We start from the raw sequence: 23129 nt of genomic DNA on the forward strand, positions 1-23129 counted from the left end.
GCCCACTTGTGCAGGTCGTCCCAGTCGACGAAGGTCACCGCGATGCCGGTCTTGCCGGCGCGGCCGGTGCGGCCGACGCGGTGCAGGTAGGCGTCCGCGTCCTCGGGGATCGTGTGGTTGATGACGTGCGTCACGTCGTCCACATCGATGCCGCGGGCGGCCACGTCGGTGGCGATCAGCACATCGCGCTTGCCCGCCTTGAAGGCGGACATCGCCCGCTCGCGCTGCTCCTGGCTGAGGTCGCCGTGCACCGCGGCGGCGTTGAAGCCGCGGTCGCTCAACTCCTCCACCAGCTTGGCGGCGGCCCGCTTGGTTCGGGTGAAGACCACGGTCTTGCCGCGCCCCTGCGCCTGCAGGATGCGCGCGATCACCTCGTCCTTGTCCAGGGAGTGGGCGCGGTAGACGACGTGCTTGATGTTGGCCTGGATCTGCCCCTCGTCGGGATCCGTCGCGCGGATGTGCACCGGACGGTTCATGAAGCGACGGGCGAGCGCGACGATCGGGCCCGGCATCGTGGCGGAGAAGAGCATGGTGTGCCGGCCCGGAGGGGTCTGCGCGAAGAGCTTCTCGATGTCGGGCAGGAAGCCCAGGTCGAGCATCTTGTCGGCCTCGTCCAGCACCATCTCCTGCACACCCGCGAAGCTGAGCAGGCGCTGGCCGGCCAGGTCGAGCAGGCGGCCGGGCGTGCCGACCACGATCTGGGCACCCGCCTTCAGCTGCTCCACCTGACCCTCGTAGGCCTTGCCACCATAGATGGCGGCGACGGTCGTCGGGCGGTTGCTCACCGCGATCTCCAGGTCTTCCGCGACCTGCACGCACAGCTCGCGGGTGGGTACGACGACCAGCACATGCACGCCGGGCGCCGGATCCAGGCCGAGGCGCTGCACGATGGGCAGCCCGAATCCGAAGGTCTTGCCGGTGCCGGTCTTGGCCTGCCCGATGATGTCCTGGCCCGCGAGCGCCAGCGGAATGGTCTGGGTCTGGATGGGGAAGGGCTCCAGAATGCCTCGATCGGCGAGTGCGGTGACGATGTCGGCGTCGACGCCGAGGTCTGTGAAGGTCAAGATCTACCTGTCGGGATGGGCGCTGGCCCGTGTGTGCGGGCGCTCTGCGCGGTGGCGAGAACCGCGGCGCTCCGAGCGCCGGCGAGCGCCGGAGAAGTATCGACCGACCGGCGCCGGTCCCACTCCTCGGCGGGACCGTCAGCGAACAGTGTACGGGCTGCCAATATGCTGAGCCGGTGGTCCGGCTTCTCTGGCGACGGAGCCGGGGGGTCCACCGACCCGGCCGGCAGCCGCGCCGCGCGCCACGCGTCGACCGGGTCAGCCTGACGGATCTGCGGCCCGACCCGGAGGCGCTGCTCGGGCAGACGGCCTACCTGCAGTTGGCGCTGTTCGAGACGGCGTCGGGCATCGCAGGCCGTGCCTCCGATCTGGCGGACCGCGAGATGCTCACCGGCGTCGCGGCCGCCATCCTGACCAAGCACACCGGGCTGGTCGACCTGGCACGGCACCGCGGCCTCGACTCCGCCACGGTGATGGCTCCCTACGCATCCGACACTGAGCGGTATCGCCGCCGACTGGCCGACTCCGACTGGCACGAATCCGTGCTGACGCTGCACCTGACGAGCGGGCTGCTCGACGGCTTCTTCGCGCTGCTGGCCGGCGGCCTGCCGGGGGAGGAGGGGCGCCGCATCCGCGAGATCCTGGAGCGCGACATCGGGCACGGCGCGATGTCCGCGCTGCTCGGCGCCGCGGTCGCGAGCGACCCCCGGCTGCGGTCGCGGCTCGCGCTCTGGGGGCGGAGGGTGGTGGGCGACACTCTGCTCGTGGCCCGCAGCGCGCTCGCGCTCACCCGCACCGCCGACGGCGCGCCCGCCGCGACCGACGAGCGGCGAATCGAGCCGGTGCTCACCGAGCTGATCTCCGCCCACACCCGGCGCATGGACGAGCTGGGCCTGACGGCCTGACGGCCTGACGGGTCTGGAATGCCGGTCTCCTCCGGCACGTTGACCCGACTACGCGCGGCAGAGACTCCGCTCACCACACAGTGCAAGTCACAGAGTGCAGACCAGACGCTGCACAGCAGCATGGAAGGGGCCGTCATGGTCGAGTTCGGACTGGACACCTTCGGGGACGTGACCAACCGGGCGGACGGCACGCGCAGTTCGCAGGCCGAGGTCATCCGCGACGTGATCGACGAGGCCGTGCTGGCCGACTCGCTGGGCCTCGACGCCTTCAACGTGGGCGAGCATCACCGCGACGACTTCGCCGTGACCGCGCCGGAGGTCGTGCTGGCCGCAGCGGCCGCCCGCACCGAGCACATCCGGCTCGGCTCCGCGGTGACGGTGCTCAGTTCCGACGACCCCGTGCGGGTGTTTCAGCGCTTCGCGACCGTCGACGCCATTTCGAACGGCCGCGCCGAGATCACGCTGGGGCGGGGGTCGTTCACCGAGTCGTTCCCGCTCTTCGGCTACGAGCTGTCTCAGTACGAGACGCTGTTCACCGAGAAGCTCGACCTGTTCAGCCACCTGCTGACGGAGGGTCCGGTCACCTGGTCGGGTACCGTGCGCGCGCCGCTCGAGGGTCAGCAGGTGTATCCGAAGACGGCCGGAGGCGGCATCCGCACCTGGATCGGCGTGGGCGGCAGCCCGGAGTCGGTCGTCCGTGCTGCGCGGTACGGCCTGCCCATGATGCTCGCCATCATCGGCGGCGACCCGCGCCGCTTCGCCCCCTACGTCGACCTGTACCACCGCGCCCTGACCCAGCTGGAACTGCCGGCCCTGCCCGTGGGCATCCACTCGCCCGGTCACATCGCCGACACCGACGAGCACGCCCGCGAGGAGCTGTGGCAGAACTACCAGGTGATGTGGGATCGCATCGGCCGCGAGCGCGGCTGGCCGCCGCGCACCCGGTCGGACTTCGAGAACGAGGCGGACGGCGGCTCTCTGTACGTCGGGTCGCCCGAGACGGTCGCCCGCCGAATCGCCGCGGCCGTGCAGGCGCTCGGCGTGCAGCGCTTCGACCTGAAGTACAGCACCGGCACGCTGCCGCACGCGGCGATGATGCGCAGCATCGGGCTGTACGCGTCTGCGGTGGCGCCACGGGTGCGCGAACTGCTGGCCGAGGCGCAGGCGCCGGTCCCCGCGTAGGTGGTCGCTGCTCGAACTGGGGCCTGACGGCCCCGCGGGTTCAGCGCGTGCCGGTTCGGGCGACTCGCTCGAAGGTGCGCTCGTCGGCGGTGGTGCGGGAGCGTGCCAGCAGCAGTCCGGCGCCCGCGACCGTGAGCGCTGCTGCGACCAGGGTGAGCGTCCAGATCAGCGGCTGATCCCACTTGAGGCGCGCCCACGTGAGCGCGACCCACACCACGGCGGCCGATGCGCCGCCGAGCGCCGGCAGCAGAGCGACTCCGGTCTGCGCGCGGCCCGGCAGCACGGCCCGGGCGATCAGGCCCAGGACGATGCCGATCAGGACGATGAAGAGCAACTCCATGAGCGGGCTCTGCTTCGGAAGGCCGGTGCCCGGGTTCAGGCGACGAAACCGACGCGGCGGGCGCGCTCGCTGCCGATCTCGACGTACGCGAGTGCCGTGGTCGGGACGACGTAGAGGCGGCCGTCGCCGTCGGTGAGCGCCAGGTGGCTCGCGCCCTTCTCGATCGCATCGGCGACCGCCTGCTGCACGTCGGCGGGAGTCTGGCTGCTTTCGAAGGCGAGCTCGCGGGGGCTGTTGAGGATGCCGATTCGGACCTCCATGACGGGCCCCCTTCCTGGTCGTGCTCTGACTGTGCAGACTGCTCCGCCGGCGACGCCAGGAGGATTTCTCCACGATAACGCCGTCCCGGCACCCCTCGCGCCCAGTGTCGGCAGCACTGTCGGAAGCGCTGTCGGACCCCGTGCTTAGCGTGACCGCCATGTCCGATTCCCGCCCGCGGCCGCCCCTCGGCGTCGCGCTCGACGCGACGCAGCAGGCCGTGCTCGACCTGCCGGCACGGCGCAGCGCCGTGGTGCTGGGTGCGCCGGGCACCGGCAAGACGACCACGCTCGTCGAGTTGGCGGCGCACCGGGTCGCCGGCGGACTGCCGGTGGACGGCGTGCTCGCGCTCGCGCCCCGCCGCGCTCAGGCCGGCCGGCTGCGCGACCGACTGCTGACGCGAATCGACCGTCCTGCCACCGGGCCGCTCGCGCGCACCACCGCCTCGCTCGCCTTCGACATCGCCCGTCGCTCCGCGGTGCTGGAGCAGCGGCCGCTGCCGGTGCTGCTGACCGGCGGCGAGCAGGACGCGCTGATCGCCCAGTTGCTCACCGACGACACCGTGGGCTGGCCGGAGCGCCTGAGTCCGGAGGTGCGGCGCACGACCGCCTTCCGCACCGAGTTGCGCGACCTGCTCGCGCGGGCGACCGAGCGGGGCGTGGATCCACACCGGCTCGGCGAACTGGGGCGTCGGCATTCGCGACCGCAGTGGGTCGCCGCCGCGCGGTTCCTCGACCAGTACCTGGATGTGCTGGCGGCCACCCGGCCCGACGCCTTCGACCCCGCCGAGCTGCTGGCGCTCGCCACCGCCGGCGTGCAGCGCGGCACCGCCGGCCACACCGTCGAGCAGCTGCGGCTCGTGCTGGTGGACGATCTGCAGGACGCCACCGAGGCCACGGTCACGCTGCTGGCGGCGTTGGCGGACCGCGGGGTCACGATCGTTGGGTTCGGCGATCCGGACGTGGCCGTCGACACCTTCCGCGGCGGCGAGCCCGACCTGCTCGGCCGCTTCGGCCCGCGCCTCGGCATCGCATCGCCCGCCCGCCTGGTACTCGATATCGCGTATCGCACCCCGCCCGCCGTCCGCGCGCTGCTCACGGCGACCACCGCCCGGATCGGCACGGCGCTCGCCGGCGACCAGCGGGCGGCCGTGTCCGTCTCGGTCGCCCATCCGTCGGACGCCGGTCCACCCGATGCCGATACACCGATCCTCACCATCACGGCACCGAGCACTGCCGAGCAGGCGCTGTCGATCGCACAGGTGCTGCGCGGCCGGCACCTGCGTGACGGCGTCCCCTTCGCCGACCAGGCGGTCGTGGTGCGCTCCGGCGCACTCGCCGAGCCGCTCGCGCGGGCGCTCGAGGCCGCCGGCGTGCCGACGGTCACCGCGACCGCGGCGGTGCCCCTGCGATCCGACCGGGCGGCGCGGGCCCTGCTCGACGTGCTCGCCGTCGCGCTGGGCCTCATGCCGCTGACGCCCGAGTCCGCCGTCGACCTGCTGACCGGCCCGCTGATCGGCCTCGACCGGCTGTCGCTCCGCCGCCTGCGGCTCGCCCTTCGCGCCGAGGAGCTGGCCGGGGACGGCACGCGGTCCGCCGGCGAGCTGCTGGTCGAAGCCCTGTCCGCGCCGGGACGCCTCGCGACCATCGACGCCCCGTTCGCCCGCCGCGCTGCCCGCCTGGCCGAACTGCTGCACGCGGTGAGACAGGGCGACCGGGACGGGGCCAGTGCGGAGGAACTGCTGTGGCGTGTCTGGCAGGGCAGCGGCGTCGCCGCGTCGTGGCGCACCCGCGCGCTGTCCGCCGGGGCGGGTGCAGCAGAGGCGAACCGTGATCTGGACGGCGTCGTCGCGCTGTTCGCCGCCGCCGCCCGTGCCGCCGAGCGCGCACCCGGCGACCCCGCCGCTCCCTTCGTCGCCGGGCTGCTGGGCGCCCAGGTGCCGGACGACACCCTCGCCCCGCGCGCCGCCCGTGACAGCGTGCTCGTCACCACCCCGGTCGGCGTGGCCGGCCTGCAGTTCGACACCGTCGTCGTGGCGGGGTTGCAGCAGGGGGTGTGGCCCAACCTGCGGCAGCGCGGATCGTTGCTCGGCTCCACCGACCTCGTCCGCCTACTGCAGTCGGCGCCCCCGGGTAGGGACGACGCCCGCCCGGCCGACTCGCCCGGCCCCGTCGATGAGCGCGCTGCGGCGCTCTCGGACGAGTTGCGGCTGTTCGCGCTCGCCATCTCGCGGACCCGACGCCACCTGGTCCTCGCCGCCGTCGGCGACGACGAGCAGGCACCGGGGGTGCTGCACGCGCTCGGCCGCCTCGCGGGTGCCGAACCCGCGCCGCCGCCCGCTCCGGTCAGCCTGCGCCCGCTGGTGGCGCAGCTTCGGCGGGCACTCGTCGACGGTCTCGTCTCCGAGCAGCCGGCGGCCGCGGCAGCACTCGCGCGGCTGGCGCAGGCGGGCGTGCCGGGCGCCCATCCCGACGACTGGCACGGGCTGTTGGACCCGTCGACGACCGCGCCGATCACGCCCCCGGACCAGCCGGTCGGCGTCTCGCCGTCGAGCGTCGAATCCTTCGAGACCTCCGGTGTCGACTGGTTCGTCGACCGCGTCGCCGGCAGCGAGCCGATGCTCGCCGGCGCGCTCGGCACGATGCTGCACTGGGTGCTCGAGACGGCCAGCGTTCCGGACGAGGCCATGCTGCTGGCCGCGCTCGAGGGCCGTTGGCGCGAGCTGGACTTCGAGGCCGACTGGGTCGGCGCCCGCGAGCGCCGCATCGCCGAGCGCATGGTGCGCGGCATCGCCGCCTACCTGGCGGACCGCGATCGAGCCGGAGCGACGCTGATCGGCGGCGAGGCCAGGTTCGAATTCGCGGCTGGCCGCGCCCTGGTCGCCGGCATCATCGACCGGATCGAGCGCGAACCGGGCGGAGCGGTCGGCGTCGTCGACCTGAAGACCGGCAAGCCCTCCGGGCACGTGAAGCAACAGGATGCGGCCGAACACGCCCAGCTCGGCACCTACCAGTTGGCGGTGCGGCAGGGCGCCATCGACGGCGTCGACCCGGGCGCGACCCTGACCGGCGCCCGCCTGCTCTACGTGCGGCTGGATTCGGCCAAGGCGTTCAAGCTGATCGAGCAGCAGCCCCTGGACGACACGGCGACCGACGCGCTGCTCACCCGCCTGCAGGCGGCGGCTGAGGGCATGGGCGGCGCGGTGTTCGGCGGGCCGCTCGAGATCGAGGAGCGGCCCGGCCGGCCGGGCTGGCGACCCGCGCTCGCGCGCATCCCGGAGGTGTGCAGTGACTAGTCCCGTCACCACCGCTACGAGGCCCGCGACGCACGCCGCCGATCACCACATCACCGCCGACGAGATCGCCGCGCGCCTCGGCCTCCATCGGCCCACCGACGAGCAGCGGGCGGTGATCCAGGCACCCCTCGGCCCCGCCCTGGTCGTGGCCGGCGCGGGCAGCGGCAAGACCGAGACGATGGCGCTGCGCGTGCTGTGGCTGCTCGCCAACTCGCAGGTCCAGGCCCACCAGGTGCTGGGCCTGACCTTCACCCGCAAGGCCGCCGCCGAGCTCGCCGAGCGGGTGCGCCGCTACGTCACCGAGCTGCACCGGGTGGGGCTGGCGCCCGGCTACGACCCGTTCGACCCGCCCGCGGTCGCCACCTACAACGCGTTCGCGAACGGGCTGTACCGTGACCACGCCGTCCTGATCGGCCACGAGGGCAGCGGCCTGGTGCTGGGGGACGCCTCCGCCTGGCAGCTCGCGCGCCGCGTGGTACTCGAATCCAGCGACGCAGCGCTCGGTGACCTGGACGTCTCGGTCGACACCATCACCCAGTACCTGCTCGACCTGGCCGGCGCGCTCGGTGAGCACGACGCCGACCCCGACCTGGTGCGGGCGATGGCGGAGCGCTACGGCCGCACCCTGCAGGCGCTGCCGCACGGCCGTTCCCGATACCAGGCCGAGTTCGACGCCGTGTTCCGCCCCGCGGCGACGCTGCCCCTGCTGACCGGGCTGGTCCAGGAGTTCCGGCGCCGCAAACTGGCCGCGGGCGCCGTGCAGTACGCCGATCAGGTGTCGCTGGCCCTGCGCATCCTGGACGCGTCGCCCCAGACGATCCGCCTGCTGCGCGAGCGGCACCGCGTGGTGCTGCTCGACGAGTACCAGGACACCTCCGTCGTGCAGACCCGCCTGCTCGCCCGGCTCTTCGCCGGCACGCCCGTGATGGCCGTCGGCGATCCGCACCAGTCGATCTACGGCTGGCGAGGCGCGTCCGCGGCGAACCTGGACGGGTTCGAGCACGACTTCGGAGTCGGCGGGCCGGTCGGCCGCTTCTCGCTGACGACCAGTTGGCGCAACGGCACCCGCATCCTCGACGCCGCGAACGCCCTGGCCGCGCCCCTGACCGTCGGCAGCCGCGTCGCGGTCGAGCGGCTGCTGCCCGCACCGTCCGCCAGCGGGTTCCCGGTGGAGTCGGTGATCGCCGAAACCCTGCAGCAGGAGGCGGACGCACTCGCCGTGTGGTTCCGCGATCGGCTCGACGAGGGCACGACCACACCCAGTGCGGCCCTGCTGATGCGTGCCCGCCAGACGCTGCCCGCGTTCCTCGCCGCGTTCCGTCGCCACGGCGTGCCGTACCACGTGCTCGGGGTCGGCGGCCTGTTGCACGAGCCCGAGGTCGCCGACCTGGTCAGCGCCCTGCGCGTCATCCATGACGGCGGCGCGGGCGCCGAACTGGTGCGGCTGCTCGCCGGCGGCGCCTGGCGCATCGGGCCGGCAGATCTGACCGCCCTGCACCGAATCGCTCGCTACCTGGAGCAGCGGGACTTCGCCGAACAGCGGCTGGACGATCCGGTGCAGGCCGCGTTCGGTCGGTCGCTTGCTGAAGGCGAGACGGCCTCCCTCGTCGAGGCCCTCGATTTCGTCGCTCGCGCCGATCGGCCCGGCCTGTTCGACGGGTTCAGCGAGACCGGGCTCGGCCGGCTCAAGCGGGCGGGAGCGATGTTCGCCGCGCTGCGCGCTCAGGCCGGGGGCGACCTGCCCGACTTCATCCGCCTGGTCGGCGAAACCCTGCGGCTCGACATCGAGGTCGCCGCCAACGAGACGCGCACCGGCGGGCTCACAGCGCTGCAGGCGTTCGACGAGGCGCTCACCGGGTACCTGGCGGTCGCCGAGGGGGCGACGCTCGGCGGCTTCCTCGGTTGGCTCACCTTGGCCGAGCACCGCGAAGACCTGGCGCCGCGCAGCGAGCCGCCCGAACCCGGCACCGTGCAGGTGCTGACCGTGCACGGCGCCAAGGGACTGGAGTGGGATGTGGTGGCCGTGCCGCGGCTGGTGCGCGACGAGGCGCCCGCCAAGCCGCGCAGCGGCACCTTCGGCTGGCTGACGCACGGCGCCCTGCCCTACGAGTTCCGCGGCGACGCCGCCGAACTGCCCGTGTTCCCCTGGACCTCCTTCGCGGACCGCGCGGCGCTCAAGCAGGCGCTCGGCGTGTTCAAGGCCGAAGTGGCCGCGCGCCTGCTGGCCGAGGAGCGGCGCCTGGCCTACGTCGCGGTCACGCGCGCCCGCCACCGCCTGCTGCTGACCGGCTCGTTCTGGGCCGGGCAGCGGGACTGGCGCGGGCCGAGTCCGTTCCTCACCGACCTGGCCGAAGCCGGCGTGCTCCCCGCACCGCCCGCCGAGCCGAGTTCCCTCATCCGGCCGGACGACGCCGAACCACTGTCGTTCCGCTGGCCCCGCGATCCGCTCGGTGGCCGGCGTCCCGCGGTCGAGGCCGCTGCCGCCGCGGTCGGTGCGGCCGCCCCGGCCGACCTCGGCGACTGGGCGAGCCTCGTGGAGCCGTTGCTCGCCGAACGGGCCGAGCAGCTGGCCGGCGGTACCCGCCTGGCGGTGCCTGACCGGGTACCCGCGTCGCGATTCCAGCAGTACATCGACGACCCGGCCGGCGTCGAGAGCGCGCTGCGCCGGCCGATGCCGGCCCGCCCCTACCGCGCGACGAGACTCGGTACGCGTTTCCACGAGTGGGTCGAGCACCGCGTCGGCACCACCGGCGCTCCGGAGCTGCTCGACGCCGACGCCGCCGAGCGCGACGACGACCTGGACGGTACCGGCTCCGTCGCATTCGGATCCGCGGCGTCCGGGCCCGATGTCTCCGATGCACAGCTCGAGTCGCTGCAGGCCACCTTCGCGGCTTCGGAGTGGGGGTCGCTGCAACCCATCGAGGTGGAGCGCGAGATCCAGCTGCCGTTCGAGGGCCACATCGTCGTCTGCAAGATCGATGCGGTCTACCGGCGGAATGGTCGCTTCGAGATCGTGGACTGGAAGACCGGCGCGCAGCCCACAGATGCGGCCGACCTCCGTCGCAAACAGCTGCAGCTCGCCCTCTACCGTCTGGCGTACGCCCGCTCGACGGGGCTCGACCCCGAGCGGATCGACGCGGTCTTCTACTACGTCGCCCACGACCGGGTCGTGCGGCCGGACCGGCTGTCGTCCGAGGCGGAACTGCGGGCGCTATGGGCTCAGTCGGTCGCCGCGTGGGAGCGTGCCGCGGACTGACGCCGGTCGTCCAGCATCCGCTGCACCTGCTCCACCGACAGCACCGGGATCGTCTCGTGCAGCAGGGAACCGGCGGTGTCCTGCCGCACGGAGTCGAGCAGGGTGGCGAGCATCGTCTCGGCGTCGCGCACGACCTCGGCGAGCCCGCGTTCCAGGCCGTGCAGCAGCCACCGGCCGATCTCCAGCTCCGCGTATAGCATCGCCCGCTGCCGCAGTTCACGGTCCACGGAGCCGCCTCGCGCCCGGCTGTAGGCGGCGAATACGCTGCCCGCCGCCGCTTCGCCTGGTAGGGCGAGCGTCCACGCCAGGTCGCGCGCCGGATCGCCGAGGCTCATCGCCTCCCAGCCGAGTACGCCCGTCACCCGCTCGTCGGGAGCGCCGCGGGGAGCCGACAGCAGCCGATCGATGGTCAGGGCGCCGTGGATGACCACCGGCCGGTACTGCCAGTTCGCGGTGTCGCCGACCGCGGCCCGCCAGCGGGCGAGCACGGGCGGCGGCACCCGATCGCAGACCGCGGCACGCTCCACCAGGTCCGCGGCCGCCCCGAGCGCCTCGGCGCTGGTGGTGCGCGGCAACCCCGCCTCCGCCACGATCCCGGGGGGCAGGGCATGCACGGCGGCGATGGCCGCACCGAGGGACGCGGCCAGCGGCCCGCCCGCCAGCACGGCGTCGGGGCGCACCCGATGGCCCGGCAGGTAGTCGCGCACCTGGCTGAGAGGCCCGGAGCCGCGTCCGCCCGTCACGCCGATACCGCGCACAGTCGTCACCGCGAACGGCAGCCGTGCCCGCACGCCCGCTGTCAGAGCGGCAAGCGCGCGCGTCTCGGCGTCCTGCGCGTGCGCCGCCGCGGGCGTCGCGGGTACCCGCACGACCAGGTGGGCGCCGTCACGGCCGGTGATCAGCGCGCTGTCGAACTCGCCCTCGCCGCCGCCGGTGAACGGCTGCGCGCGGGCGACGTCGAGCCCCGGCAGGGCGGCCGTCGCGAGCGCGGCTAAAGTGAGATAGGGCCGGGGCATCGCTCCAGGCTAGGTCGTGGTCACCCCCCGACCCCCACCTCGGCCGGGCCTCCGCAGGGGGCGTGTCGCCGTTTTCGTCCCCGTCGACGACAGGAGCCGCCGTGTCCTTCCAGGATCGCCTGCCGCTCTCGCGTTCGGCGGTCGACCGAGACGGCCTCGGCCGCGAGCGACCCGACCTGCTGGAGTCACTGTGGCTCGACTCCGCCACGCGCATCCTGCTCCTGCGGGGCCGTCGCGCCCTGGTGCACGCGGACACCCAGCCGCCGGTGCTGCAGCTGCTGCGGCCCGCCGACGTGCCGGTGGATGCGCCCCGCTTCTACCTGGGCCGCACGCGCGAATCCTCCGTCGACGGCCCCGCCGGCATCCCCGTCGTCGCGGTACAACTGGACGAGCAGGCCGGCGCGGCCCTCGCCGCCGGCGACGATCGCTGGGCCGATCTGCGCTTCACCGGTGCGCAGCTGAACGACCGCGATGCGGGCCTGTTCACCCAAGCCCTCGCGCTCGCGAACTGGCACGCAGCGCATTCCTTCTCGCCCCGCACCGGGGCGCCGACCGTCGTCGGCCGAGCCGGGTGGGTGCGGCATCCCGAGGGCTTCGACGACGAGGCCAGCGGCGAGCACGTGTTCCCGCGCACGGATCCTGCCGTCATCGTCGGCGTCGTCGACGAGCACGACCGCATCCTGCTCGCCTCGAACGTGGCGTGGCCCGAGGACCGTTTCTCGGTGCTCGCCGGTTTCGTCGAGCCGGGCGAGTCGTTCGAGGCCGCCGTCGAGCGCGAGGTCGCCGAGGAGTCCGGCGTGCTCGTCACCGGGACGACGTACCTCGGCTCCCAGCCCTGGCCGTTCCCCGCCTCGATCATGATCGGCTTCCTGGCCGAAGCGGCCCCCGGGCAGCCGACGCCGGTGGCGGACGGCGGCGAGATCCGCGAGGTGCGCTGGTTCTCGCGCGACGAGCTGGTGGCCGCGATCGACGGCGGCCTGCATCTGCCGGGCCACACCTCCATCGCCCGGGCGATCATCGAGCACTGGTACGGCGGTCGCCTGGAAGGCGACTGGTAGCCGTGGCATCGGCGGCCGCGGACCTGCTGGCGCAACTGGACGACCAGCAGCGGGCCGCGGCGACCGCCCTGCATGGACCGGTCTGCGTGCTTGCCGGCGCCGGCACCGGCAAGACGCGCACGATCGCGCATCGCATCGCCTACGGCGTCGCGACCGGGGTGTATCCGCCGAAGCGGGTGCTGGCGCTCACCTTCACCACCCGCGCCGCCGGTGAGTTGCGTGCGCGCCTGCGGGGGATGGCGGTGGACGGGATCGAAGGCGTCTCGACGCGCACCTTCCACGCCGCGGCGCTCGCGCAACTGAACCACTTCTGGCCCCAGCTGCTCAGCGGCCAGGTGCCGCAACTGCTGGAGAGCAAGGCGCGTCTGGTGGCGCAGGCGGCGGAGGTGCTGCACCTGACGCTCGATCAGCCGGTGCTGCGCGACGTGGCCGCCGAGATCGAATACCGCAAGTCGAGCGCCCTCACGCTGCAGCAGTACGCCGCCCTCGACCGGCCCGCACCCGGGCGGCTCGACCCCGACCGGGTGCTCGCCCTGCAGGAGCTGTACGAGACGCTGAAGGAGGAGCGGCGCGCGATCGACTTCGAGGACGTGCTGCTGGCGACGGCCGGCATGATCGAGTCGGAGCCGGCGGTCGCCGCCGAGGTGCGCGAGCAGTACCGCTTCCTCACCGTCGATGAGTACCAGGACGTCTCGCCGGTGCAGCAGCAGCTGCTCGACGCCTGGCTCGGCCGCCGCGACGATCTCTGTGTGGTCGGCGACGCCAGCCAGACGATCTACTCGTTCGCGGGTGCCAGCCCGGACTACCTGCTGCGCTTCGCCGACCACCACCCGGGTGCGCAGGTGCTGCGTCTGGAGCGCAACTACCGGTCGGTCCCGCACGTGCTCAGCGCCGCGAACGCGCTGATGGCCGGTCGTCGCGGCGCGATCGTCCTGCGGCCGGCCGCTGCGCGCACCGAGGCGCGCGAGGCGCCGGTCACCGTCAAGCGCTACGCGACGGAGGCGGAGGAGGCGCGGGGCATCGCCGCCGAGGTGCGCGCCGCGATTGATGCGGGCACGCGGGCGGACGGGATCGCGGTGCTGTACCGGGTGAACAGCCAGGCCGCGGCGCTGGAGGCGGCGTTCGCCGACGCCGGCCTGCCGGTCACCACCCGCGGCTCCCGCCGGTTCTTCGAGCAGCCCGCGGTGCGGCAGGCCATCATGCTGCTGCGGGGCGCGAGTGTCGCGGTGTCCGACGAACCCCTGTTCGCGACGGTCAGCGACGTGCTGCGCGAGGTGGGGCACACCCACACTCCGCCGCCGGGTCCGGGCGAGCAGCGCACCCGCTGGGAGCTGCTCGACGCCCTGGCCGCCCTGGCCGAGCAGGCGCCGGCCGGCACCACGCTGCGGGCGTTCGTCGCCGACCTCGCCGAGCGGGCCGAGGCGCAGCACGAGCCGGCCGTCCGCGCGGTCACCCTGGCCACCCTGCACGCCGCGAAGGGCCTGGAGTGGCCGGTCGTGTTCCTGGCGGGCCTCGCCGAGGGCCTGCTCCCGATCGGCTACGCCACGACCGACGAGCAGGTGGATGAGGAGCGGCGCCTGCTCTACGTGGGCATCACGCGGGCGCAGCAGCGGCTGCGGCTCTCCTACGCGGCAGCGGATCCGCATCGTGGGCAGCGTGCTCCCTCCCGGTTCCTGGCCGAGCTGCGGCCGGCAGCGCCAGCGACCGGCACAGGCACCGCTCGTGCCAGGGTCGTGCGCGCCGGCTGACGGCGCCCGTGCGACCGTCGATCCGCACCTCCACACCGGCGAGCGGACCTGCGGTCGGATCCCCGCTCAGCGCCCGGCCGAGCAGTGCGATCACCTCGGCGAGCAGACGCGGATCGCCGGCGAGCGCGGCCGGCCGGCGACGCAGCAGCTGCGCTCCGATCGCCGCCCAGGCCTGATCGTCGTCCAGCCGGTGCTCGTCCACGCAGCGGAGGCACGCCGTGCTGCCCGGCACGACCAGTGGGCCGACCACGGCCGCCTGGTCCAGCACGATCACCGGCAGGTGGGGCACGTCCCGCGCCATCCACCGCGCGGCCCGGTGCGGGCTCAGCACGTGGTGCGCGGCAAGGACGACCACGCCGACCACGCCGGGGACGCCGGAGTCGCCGGAGTCGCCGGCCGCCGCCGTCCGGCGGTCCAGGTGGCCGAGCAGGCGCAGGCCGCCGCCGATCGACCGCACCAGGTCGTCGGGCCCCTCGACGTCGACCGGGGCGGGACGCGGCCGAGTGGGCCGCACCGGTGCTGGTCGGTCGTCGCGGACCGTCATCAGGGCGGGTCGCAGGCGCTCCAGCAGCGCGCCGACGGCCTCCGATGGTCCGAGCAGGTCGAGCTCCGCCCGACTCGCGCCGGTGCGCAGCGCGGCCAGCACCGACTCCGCCACTCCGCTCACCTGGGGCAGGACGGCGAGCACCGGAGCGACGCCCAGTTGCAGGCTGGTGGGGCTGCGCCAGAGCAGAGGAGCGGCGGGATCGAGGGTCAGCACGCGGGCATGGTGCCCGCCCCGCCAGCCGCCCGTCGCACTCTGTCCACAGGGCCGCTGCCTGCGCGGCGAGGAATTCAGGACGATTCGAGAGCTGCAGTCGGATCCGGCCGGATTTCGCCTTCGTTGCTCGAAGTCTCCTGAATTCCTCGGCGTTCAGGCAGGGCCGGGCGCCCGGATCACAGCTCAGACCGGCGGGTCGCCCGACTCCTCGTCGCGCAGCAGGTCTTCCAGCGCCTTGTCCACGTCGTCGTCGGGGCGCTCGCCGCGCAGCCGGGCGATGAACGCCGCGGGGTCGTCGATGTCGGCGGGTGTCGGCAGCAGGTCCGGATGCGACCACACCGCGTCGCGCGCCTCGATGCCGACGGCGTCGGTCACCGCCCGCCAGAGCGCCGCGGCCTCGCGCAGCCGTCGCGGCCGCAGCTCCAGGCCGACCAGGCTGGCGAAGGCCTGCTCCGCCGGGCCGCCGGTCGCCCGCCGGCGCCGCACGGTCTCGGCGATCGCGGAGGCGCGCGGCAGGCGGGTCGTCGCGTCGGCGGTCACCACATCGACCCAGCCCTCCACCAGCGCGAGCGTCGTCTCCAGCCGGGTGAGGGCGGCGAGCTGCGCCTCGCTCTTCGGCGGGATCAGCGCGCCGGAGGAGAGTGCCTCGCGCAGTGCCTCCGGATCGCTCGGGTCGAACTCCGCGGCGAATTGCTGCACCACGTCCATGTCGATGCCGAGGTCGCCCGCGAAGTCGCCGACCGCACTCGTGAGTCCCAGGCGCAGCCAGCGGGCGTGCCGGAAGAGCCGCGCGTGGGCCAGCTCGCGGACGGCCAGGTAGAGGGCGACCTGGTCGTCGTCGACCTCCAGGCCCTCGGCGAACGCGGCGAGGTTCTGCGGCAGCAGCGCCGCCTGCTGCTCCGGCAGCAGCGGAATGCCGACGTCGCCGCCGGAGACGACTTCCGTCGCCAGCTGGCCCACGATCGAGCCGAGCTGCGCGGCGAAGATGGTGCCGCAGACGGTGCGGAGCATCGCGGAGCCCTCGCCGAGCGCGCTCAGCAGCTCCGGCGGGGCCTGCTTCGCGAAGACTTCGGCCAGGGCGTCGGCGATGCTGAACGCGACCGGCTGGGCGAGTTCGGTCCAGAACGGCATCGTGGCGCGGATCCAGCGTGTGCGGGTGATGGCCTGCGGCGTCTCGGTGAGCGCTCCGAAGGCGCTCCACTCGTCCACCCACAGTCCCGCCAGGGTGAAGGCGCGCTCGCTGCGGGAGCGGTCCTCGTCCGACGGGGTGGTGGAGGCCGCGCCCGCTGCGGCGATCGCATTGTCCGTGGCGACGGACCAGTCGACCGTGCCGTCGGCGCGCTGGGCCGCTCCGCGCAGCTGCGACATCAGGGTGTCGAGGCCCGCGGCGCCGCCCGGCAACCCCATGGCCTTGGCGATCTCGCCGGTGTCGACACCGGTCTCGCCGGCCATCATGCGGCGCAGCAGCTCGCGCAGCTCCTCCGGGACCCGGTCGTCCGGCTCGTCTGGCATACCCGTACGCTAGCCCGCGGCTGGTCGGGGGTGGGGCCCGGTCGACCGACCTGAGCCGCCCCTGTGAGCTGCGGAAGGACGCCGCGTGAGCCGAACGAGCGACGCCGCAGCCGGCGATTCGCCCCCGCGCCATCTGGCCGCTCGGCGGGCACCGGCTGTGCTGACTCTGCTCGCGCTCATCGCGGTCCTGGTGGCCGCCGTGCTGCCCGCGCCCTACGTCGTGGAGCAGCCTGGGCCCGTCTTCAACACCATCGGCGCGCCGGTCGGATCGGCCGTTCCGGTGATCCGCATCGACGGGCACCGCACCTATCCGACGACCGGACGGCTCGACGCGCTGACGGTGTCGGTGGTCGGCGCCCCGGGCGGCGAGCCGCCGTGGCTCTCCCTGGCACGGGACTGGTTCGACCCGACCCGTGCCGTGGTGCCGGTGGAGGAGGTGTACCCGGTCTCGGTCAGCGGCGCGCAGGTGAAGCAGCAGGGCGATGCCGAGATGCAGCAGTCGCAGCAGGCCGCGACGGCTGCCGCGTTGTCGGCGCTGCGACTACCGGTCAGCGGCACCGTGCGCATCGGTCAGGTGGAGCCCGGCTCGGCGGCCAGCGGCCTGCTGCGGGTGGGTGACGTGGTCCATGCCGTGAACGGCATACCGCTACTCGACCCGTGCAGCCTGCAGGACGCCGTCGCGACGAACGGCGCGGGCACTGCGATGCGGTTCACCGTCGTGCGTGCCGGCAGGGAAAAAACGGTGTCGGTCGCGCCGCGCACCGTGACCGCCGGCGGTCAGCTCCGACCCTTGATCGGCATCGGCACCACGGGCGCGTACACCTTCCCGTTCACCGTGCGGTTGCGCCTGACGGACATCGGCGGCCCGAGCGCCGGCCAGATGTTCGCGCTCGGCATCATCGACAAGCTGACTCCCGGCTCCCTTACCGGCGGCAGGCACGTGGCAGGTACCGGCACGATCTGCGCGGACGGCGCGGTCGGCGCGATCGGCGGCATCGTGCAGAAGATGGCCGCCGCCCGTGCGGCAGGGGCCACCGTGTTCCTGGCGCCGCGGGCGAACTGCGCCGAGCTGGTCGGGCACATCCCCGCCGGGCTCACCGTGTACGCAGTGCGCACGCTGGGGGAGTCCTTGGCCGACCTGAAGGCGGTTGCGGCAGGGTCTGCCCAGCGCCGCAACACCGTCTGCACCGGCGGTTAGGCTGCACACGTGACAGCGCCCACAGCAGCGCCGGCACGACGTACGCGGGCGACACTCGCCATCACGGCGGCGATCGTGGTGGTCCTCCTCATCGCCTTCTTCATCTTCGCCGGCCTCTACGCCGACGTGCTCTGGTACCGGCAGCTCGGCTACCTGCCGGTGCTCACCACCGAGTGGCTGACGATCGCCTCACTGTTCGTGATCGGCTTCATCGGCATGGCCGTGCCGGTCTACGTCAGCATCCAGCTCGCCTACCGGCTGCGGCCCGTCTACGCCAAGCTCACGGCGCAGCTGGACCGCTATCAGCAGGTGATCGAGCCGCTGCGCCGCATCGTGATGCTGGGCATCCCGGCGGTCATCGGCCTGTTCGCCGCGGTCTCGGCCGCGACGCGCTGGCAGCCGGTGCTGCTCTTCCTGCACGGCGGCGCCACCCGGCAGACCGATCCCCAGTTCCATCTGAACACCGGCTTCTACCTGTTCCAGCTGCCGGTGCTGCACGGGCTCGCCGGCTACATCTCCGCCGTGCTCGTCATCTCGATCCTCGCGGCGGTCGCCACGTCGTACCTGTACGGCGCGATCCGCGTCGCCGGCCGCGAGGTGCGCGTCTCCCGGGCCGCCCGGGTGCAGATCGCGGTGACGTTCGCGGTCTTCCTGGTCGTGCAGGCGTGCAGCCTGTTCCTCGACCAGTTCCTCACCCTGGTCGAGCCCAGCAGCGGCGACCGCTTCATCGGCGCCGGATACGCGGATGTCCACGCCGTCATCCCCAGCCGGTTGATCCTGGCGGCGATCACGCTGCTGGTCGCGGCCCTCTTCGTCGTCACCGCTCTGATCGGCCGCTGGCGCCTGCCGCTGATCGGCACCGCGCTGCTGATCGTCGCCAGCGTGATCATCGGCTCGATCTACCCCTGGATCGTGCAGAACCTGCAGGTGAACCCCAGCGTGCAGACGTTCGAGAAGCCGTTCTTCTCGCGTGCGATCGCGGGAACACGCGACGCGTACGGCCTTGCGAAGGTCGTACCGACGACGTACAACGCGAAGACGACTACCCAACCCGGGCAGCTGAAGACGGATGCCGACACCACCGAGAGCATTCGCATCATCGACCCGAACATCATCGAGCCGACCTTCAGCCAGTTCCAGCAGTTCAAGCAGTACTACGCGTTCAAGTCCGGTTCGCTCGACGTGGACCGCTACCAGATCGACGGCAAGAGTCAGGACACGGTCGTCGCCACTCGCGAGGTGAATCTGGGCGGCCTCGGGGCCAGCCGGACCGCGTTCGGCGACGCCTTCGTCTACACCCACGGGTACGGCTTGGTCGCCGCGTACGGCAATCAGCGGGCGAGTAACGGCGCTCCGGTTTTCGTGGAGTCGAACATCCCGCAATCGGGCAAGCTCGGCACCTTCCAGCCCCGCATCTACTTCGGCGAGCAGTCACCCACCTATTCGGTGGTCGGCGCTCCTCCCGGTACCAAGCCCCTGGAGCTCGACTACCCGGTCAACGCGAAGTCGGCCGAGAGCGGTACGACGGCGACGACCTTCAACGCCGATGGCGCGGGCGAGGGTGGCCCGAGCGTCGGATCGACGTTCAATCGCTTGATCTATGCCCTGAAGTTCCAGTCGGATCAGATCCTGCTGTCCAATGCCGTGAACGCGAAGTCGCAGATCCTGTACGACCGAGACCCGGCCGACCGGGTGCAGAAGGTCGCTCCGTACCTGACGCTCGACAAGGATCCCTACCCCTCTATCGTGCAGGGTCGCCTCGTCTGGATCGTGGACGGCTACACGACCTCGTCCAGCTACCCGTACTCCGACGAGCAGGACCTGGCTGCGGACACGAGCGTCGCCGCGGCCCAGGAGAACCCGGCGTACGCCGGCAACGACGTCAATTACATCCGCAACTCGGTGAAGGCGACGGTCGACGCGTACTCGGGCAAGGTCACGCTGTACGCCTGGGATGACACAGACCCGGTGTTGCAGGCTTGGCAGCGCACCTTTCCGACCACGCTGCGCCCGCTCTCCGACATGTCGGCCCAGCTGATGAGCCACGTGCGGTACCCGGAGGACCTGTTCCGGGTGCAACGCAGCATCCTGGCCCGCTATCACGTGACCGATCCGTCATCGTGGTTCCTGCAGGACGACACGTGGAGCACGCCGCCCGATCCCACGAAGGGGACTACCGCCGGCCTGCAGCCGCCTTACTACTTGACAATGCAGATGCCGGGCCAGTCCAAGCCCGCATTCTCGCTGTTCACGTCGTACATCCCGAATCAGACCGTCACGAACGCCCGGAACAATCTGACGGGGTATCTGGCGGTGGATGCGGACGCCGGCTCGACGAAGGGTGTGAAGGCCCAGGACTACGGCAACCTCCGGCTCCTGACGCTGCCGAAGGGCTCGTCCGTGTCAGGACCCGGCCAGGTGCAGAACGACTTCAACACCGACACCACGGTGGCAAGCGCGAAGCGGCTGCTGAGCGGTGGCGACGCGCAGGTGGTGCCGGGCAACCTGCTGACGCTGCCGGTCGGCGGCGGCCTGCTGTACGTGGAGCCGTTGTACGTCCGGTCGAACGGCAGCACGCAGTACCTGCTGCTGCGCAAGGTCCTGGTCGCCTTCGGCGACAAGATCGCGTTCGAGGACACGCTCGACGAGGCGTTGAACTCCCTCTTCAACGGTAACTCCGGCGCGGCGACCGGCGACAGTCCTGTCGCAACCACACCACCCTCGACCGGGAAGACCACGTCTCCATCGACCGGCGCACCGAGCGCCGCGCTCACGCAGGCGTTGGCGGATGCGAAGGACGCCCTCGCCGACCGGCAGGCGGCGTACGCGAAGAACGACCTGGTCGCCGCCGCTCAGGCGGACAAGCGCCTGCAGACGGCGCTGCAGGACGCGGAGAACGCCGCGGGCTGAACCCGGCCCCCGCTCCCGTGGTAGTCTCTTCGACGCATCGCGGGGTGGAGCAGTTCGGTAGCTCGCTGGGCTCATAACCCAGAGGTCGCAGGTTCAAATCCTGTCCCCGCAACTCAAAGCTCACCAGAGCATGAAGGCCGGAAGCCCTCGGGTTTCCGGCCTTCTCTGTTTGATGCACTTTGTGGTCATCGAAAACTGATCGCAATCCCCCTCTCGACCGCTCTGGGCCTGGTCTTCTGATCGGATGCATCGGGTCGCCGCCGGGTTCTGCGCCGGCTTGCGCACCTGGTCGGCATGGACTCTTTCCCGACCTCGCCGGTGACGATCGCCGGTCTGCAGCAGCTCATCGACGTCGAGACGCTCGCCGCCTCCCTCGGCGTGCCGGTGGCGACCGTCTACGACTGGCGGGCCCGTCGCCTCGGCCGCCGGCGTACCGGATCGGGAAGCGGCTGATGTTCGCCGTGCCGGATGTCCAGGCGTGGCTGGAGCAGCGGCGCGATCCCGGCGGGCGGTGACCCGATGGTGAGGCCACGCCTGCCGATCGGCACCGCCGGCGAAGTCGCGTGCTCGACCGCCGACTCCGGCACCGTCACCGCGCGAGCCCGTTTCCGCGACTGGGACGGCGTCACCCGGCTCGTGCAGGCCTCCGGCCGCACCCGTCGCGCCGCCGAGCGGGCGCTGAAAGAGAAGCTCGCCGCTCGCGCCGAGTACCGCCCCGGCAACTCCGACCCGACCGCGGACAGCACCTTCAAGGACCTCGCCGACTACTGGCTGGCCGACATGGAGGGCAACCCGGACCTCGCACCCGGCACGAGGCGGCTGTACCGCTGGAACATGACCCACCTCGTGCTGCCCGAGTTCGAGCACCTCACGCTGCGCGAGATCGGTGTCGCTCGCTGCGACCGGTTCATCAAGCAGCAGCGGCAGGCCAGCTACAGCCGCGCCAAGCACGCCCGCAACGTGCTCCGCCAGGCGTTCGGCCTCGCGGTGAGGCACGAGGTGCTGGTCCGCAACCCGATGGACTCGATCGGCCGCATCACCCATCCTCGGGCGGACCCGACCGCGCTGACCGCGACGGAGGTGACCGCGATCCGACTGGCGATCCGCGCCTGGGAGCGGGGTAGCGGAGGCTCCGGTCCGAGCCCCGACGGGCAGCTCGGCGCAATCGTGGAGGTGATACTCGGCACGTCCGCCCGGATCGGGGAGGTCCTCGCGATCCGTCGTCGCGATCGACGCCACAGTCGCCCCGCCCACGATCCGCCTCGCCGGCACGATCGTCTGCCAAACGGGCGCGCGTCCGGAGCGTCAGGACCATCCGAAGACGCAGACCGCTCGCCGTACCGTTGCCGTGCCGAGCTTCGCGGCCGAGGCCGCCCGCCGACGGCTGGCGCTGCGCACGGACCGATCTCCGGACGCACTGCTGTTCAGCAGTCGGAACGGGACGCCGCTGACGCCGAACAACGTGCGGGATCAGCTGCGTCGCGTGCTCGCCCGGGCGGGACTCGACGACGTCAGCCCGCACATGTTCCGCCGCACCGTCGCGACGGCCGTCCACGCGCACGCCGGCGTCGACCTTGCCGCCGAGCTACTCGGCCACGCCGACCCTCGCATCACGGTGCAGCACTACATCCGCCGCAACGAGATGGTGAACCCGACGACCGCGGACATCCTCGAGGCGGCGTTCCCGCCACTGCCGGACGAGTAGCGGGTCCGGCCGCCGTTGCGGTGCCGCCGACTCGGCGGCACCCCTGGCTGCGCCGAATCGCGCGGTCGGGTCCTATTACGCGGTGTCGGAGTCCCCTCGACGCGCGGCCGTCGCCTCGGTCTGCGGTGGTGCCAACTTGGCACCACCGCAGACTCCGGAAGTCGATCCGACCGTGGGCGCATGCTCGCGCGGCGCACGCGCCGTCGGCTCGGGCCGCAGCACGCTGCTCGACGGCTTCACCGCGATCCGCGCCTTCATCATGTGCACCAGGGTACGAACGGCATGTGTATTGGCGTGTGTATCCGTGCGTGTATTCGCGCTTCAGCCGTGTATTTGTGCGTGAACTTCCTGCGGTGGGCCGAGGTCGACAGCTCCGCCTCGAGTACCAGTAGGGGCCCGAAGAAGATCGGCCCCTGCTTCGGCGGCGATGTGTGCTGGATCGGTCGCGTGCAGCTAGAGCTCTTGCCGGCGCGCGGTCACTCGCTCGTCGGTGGTCTCCCGGACTAGGGACGGGCCAAGGCCGGCGACGCGTGCAGCGGCTCCTTTCGCGCGGACGGCGAACCGCCAATCTGCGCAGACTGAGATTCCACTTCCGTTCTTGTTGCGCGTTGCGCACCGCGCTACAATCACTCGGTGATCAAGTCCTTTCGACACAAGGGCTTGCGCACGCTGTTTGAGTCGGGCAGCGCGGCGGGAGTGCAGCCGATGCACGCGAAGCGGCTCCGGATGCATCTGGCGGCGTTAGACACGGCGCTGACGGTGGACGACGTGAACTTGCCGGGATGGCGGCTGCACCCGTTGAAGGGCGAGAAGGTCGGCCGGTGGTCGATCTGGGTGAATGGCAACTGGAGGGTGACGTTCGAGTTCCGTGATGGGAACGCGTACGTCCTGGACTACGAGGACTACCACTGATGGACGAGCT

16 protein-coding genes and 1 tRNA gene are annotated in these 23129 nt (G+C 72.4%); 12 read left to right on the top strand and 5 right to left on the bottom strand.

The window, feature by feature from the left end; translation table 11 throughout:
• On the bottom strand, positions 1 to 1067 hold a 1067-nt coding region (locus tag ACFE7H_RS13475; RefSeq protein WP_375401768.1), incomplete at its 3' end, for a DEAD/DEAH box helicase.
• 173 nt (positions 1068 to 1240) lie between these two features.
• On the opposite strand from ACFE7H_RS13475, the gene ACFE7H_RS13480 reads away from it, so the two are divergent.
• On the top strand, positions 1241 to 1969 hold the full coding sequence (locus ACFE7H_RS13480) for a ferritin-like fold-containing protein (RefSeq protein WP_375401753.1): 729 nt from the start codon (positions 1241 to 1243) through the stop codon (positions 1967 to 1969).
• A gap of 135 nt (positions 1970 to 2104) precedes the next feature.
• Entirely contained in the window at positions 2105 to 3151 is a 1047-nt protein-coding gene (locus ACFE7H_RS13485) for an LLM class flavin-dependent oxidoreductase (RefSeq protein ID WP_375401754.1), read from the top strand.
• Between the two features lie 40 nt (positions 3152 to 3191).
• Here the strand turns inward: ACFE7H_RS13485 and ACFE7H_RS13490 are convergent, their stop codons facing one another.
• Together ACFE7H_RS13490 and ACFE7H_RS13495 are read right to left on the bottom strand one after the other, a co-directional pair.
• The gene (locus ACFE7H_RS13490) at positions 3192 to 3491 is read right to left on the bottom strand and encodes a hypothetical protein (RefSeq protein ID WP_375401755.1); all 300 of its coding nucleotides are present in this window, start codon (positions 3489 to 3491) and stop codon (positions 3192 to 3194) included.
• Positions 3492 to 3526: 35 nt separating this feature from the next.
• Positions 3527 to 3751: a DUF3107 domain-containing protein gene (locus ACFE7H_RS13495; protein WP_375401756.1), complete on the bottom strand. Its 225-nt coding sequence runs from the start codon at positions 3749 to 3751 to the stop codon at positions 3527 to 3529.
• A gap of 158 nt (positions 3752 to 3909) precedes the next feature.
• On the opposite strand from ACFE7H_RS13495, the gene ACFE7H_RS13500 reads away from it, so the two are divergent.
• Both ACFE7H_RS13500 and ACFE7H_RS13505 read left to right on the top strand, forming a co-directional pair.
• Complete coding sequence (locus ACFE7H_RS13500; protein ID WP_375401757.1) at positions 3910 to 7044, top strand: PD-(D/E)XK nuclease family protein; 3135 nt, start codon at positions 3910 to 3912, stop codon at positions 7042 to 7044.
• A complete protein-coding gene (locus tag ACFE7H_RS13505) occupies positions 7037 to 10300 on the top strand; it encodes a UvrD-helicase domain-containing protein (RefSeq protein ID WP_375401758.1) in 3264 nt (1087 codons plus the stop codon). The genes ACFE7H_RS13500 and ACFE7H_RS13505 overlap by 8 nt, the downstream gene beginning before the upstream one ends.
• Here the strand turns inward: ACFE7H_RS13505 and ACFE7H_RS13510 are convergent.
• Positions 10264 to 11316, bottom strand: a complete 1053-nt coding sequence (locus ACFE7H_RS13510) for a phosphotransferase (RefSeq protein ID WP_375401759.1) — start codon at positions 11314 to 11316, stop codon at positions 10264 to 10266. The two genes, ACFE7H_RS13505 and ACFE7H_RS13510, sit on opposite strands and share 37 nt — an antisense overlap.
• A 101-nt stretch (positions 11317 to 11417) precedes the next feature.
• Here ACFE7H_RS13510 and nudC point away from each other — a divergent pair, with 101 nt between their 5' ends.
• Both nudC and ACFE7H_RS13520 read left to right on the top strand, forming a co-directional pair.
• Positions 11418 to 12374, top strand: coding sequence for an NAD(+) diphosphatase (gene nudC / locus ACFE7H_RS13515; protein WP_375401760.1), 957 nt, complete (start codon positions 11418 to 11420; stop codon positions 12372 to 12374).
• Between the two features lie 2 nt (positions 12375 to 12376).
• Positions 12377 to 14122 (top strand): ATP-dependent helicase, encoded by a 1746-nt coding sequence (locus ACFE7H_RS13520; protein WP_375401761.1) that lies wholly within the window; start codon positions 12377 to 12379, stop codon positions 14120 to 14122.
• A 943-nt stretch (positions 14123 to 15065) separates the two neighbouring features.
• Here ACFE7H_RS13520 and ACFE7H_RS13525 read toward each other — a convergent pair.
• On the bottom strand, positions 15066 to 16394 hold the full coding sequence (locus tag ACFE7H_RS13525) for a zinc-dependent metalloprotease (RefSeq protein ID WP_375401762.1): 1329 nt from the start codon (positions 16392 to 16394) through the stop codon (positions 15066 to 15068).
• Positions 16395 to 16479: 85 nt separating this feature from the next.
• On the opposite strand from ACFE7H_RS13525, the gene ACFE7H_RS13530 reads away from it, so the two are divergent.
• From ACFE7H_RS13530 to ACFE7H_RS13555, 6 genes are all read left to right on the top strand, one after another.
• Positions 16480 to 17592, top strand: coding sequence for a PDZ domain-containing protein (locus ACFE7H_RS13530; protein ID WP_375401763.1), 1113 nt, complete (start codon positions 16480 to 16482; stop codon positions 17590 to 17592).
• 9 nt (positions 17593 to 17601) lie between these two features.
• The gene (locus tag ACFE7H_RS13535; RefSeq protein WP_375401764.1) at positions 17602 to 20502 is read left to right on the top strand and encodes a UPF0182 family protein; all 2901 of its coding nucleotides are present in this window, start codon (positions 17602 to 17604) and stop codon (positions 20500 to 20502) included.
• 38 nt (positions 20503 to 20540) lie between these two features.
• Positions 20541 to 20614: transfer RNA gene (locus tag ACFE7H_RS13540), tRNA-Met, on the top strand.
• Positions 20615 to 20796: 182 nt separating this feature from the next.
• On the top strand, positions 20797 to 20955 hold the full coding sequence (locus tag ACFE7H_RS13545; protein WP_375401765.1) for a hypothetical protein: 159 nt from the start codon (positions 20797 to 20799) through the stop codon (positions 20953 to 20955).
• Positions 20956 to 21850: 895 nt separating this feature from the next.
• Positions 21851 to 22207 carry a tyrosine-type recombinase/integrase gene (locus ACFE7H_RS13550; protein ID WP_375401766.1) on the top strand — a complete coding sequence of 119 codons (357 nt, stop codon included), beginning with the start codon at positions 21851 to 21853 and terminating at the stop codon, positions 22205 to 22207.
• Positions 22208 to 22840: 633 nt separating this feature from the next.
• Complete coding sequence (locus tag ACFE7H_RS13555) at positions 22841 to 23119, top strand: type II toxin-antitoxin system RelE/ParE family toxin (protein ID WP_375401767.1); 279 nt, start codon at positions 22841 to 22843, stop codon at positions 23117 to 23119.
• The last annotated feature ends 10 nt before the right edge of the window (positions 23120 to 23129 follow it).

Origin of the sequence: uncultured Amnibacterium sp. (genome assembly GCF_964250715.1) — a bacterium.
Lineage (GTDB): Bacteria > Actinomycetota > Actinomycetes > Actinomycetales > Microbacteriaceae > Amnibacterium.

Excerpts from the sequence above, each read along its gene's own strand:
- ACFE7H_RS13485 (WP_375401754.1), top strand. The coding sequence starts at position 2,105 with ATGGTCGAGTTCGGACTGGACACCTTCGGGGACGTGACCAACCGGGCG.
- ACFE7H_RS13490 (WP_375401755.1), bottom strand. The coding sequence starts at position 3,491 with ATGGAGTTGCTCTTCATCGTCCTGATCGGCATCGTCCTGGGCCTGATC.
- ACFE7H_RS13495 (WP_375401756.1), bottom strand. The coding sequence starts at position 3,751 with ATGGAGGTCCGAATCGGCATCCTCAACAGCCCCCGCGAGCTCGCCTTC.
- ACFE7H_RS13500 (WP_375401757.1), top strand. The coding sequence starts at position 3,910 with ATGTCCGATTCCCGCCCGCGGCCGCCCCTCGGCGTCGCGCTCGACGCG.
- ACFE7H_RS13510 (WP_375401759.1), bottom strand. The coding sequence starts at position 11,316 with ATGCCCCGGCCCTATCTCACTTTAGCCGCGCTCGCGACGGCCGCCCTG.
- ACFE7H_RS13525 (WP_375401762.1), bottom strand. The coding sequence starts at position 16,394 with ATGCCAGACGAGCCGGACGACCGGGTCCCGGAGGAGCTGCGCGAGCTG.
- ACFE7H_RS13545 (WP_375401765.1), top strand. The coding sequence starts at position 20,797 with ATGGACTCTTTCCCGACCTCGCCGGTGACGATCGCCGGTCTGCAGCAG.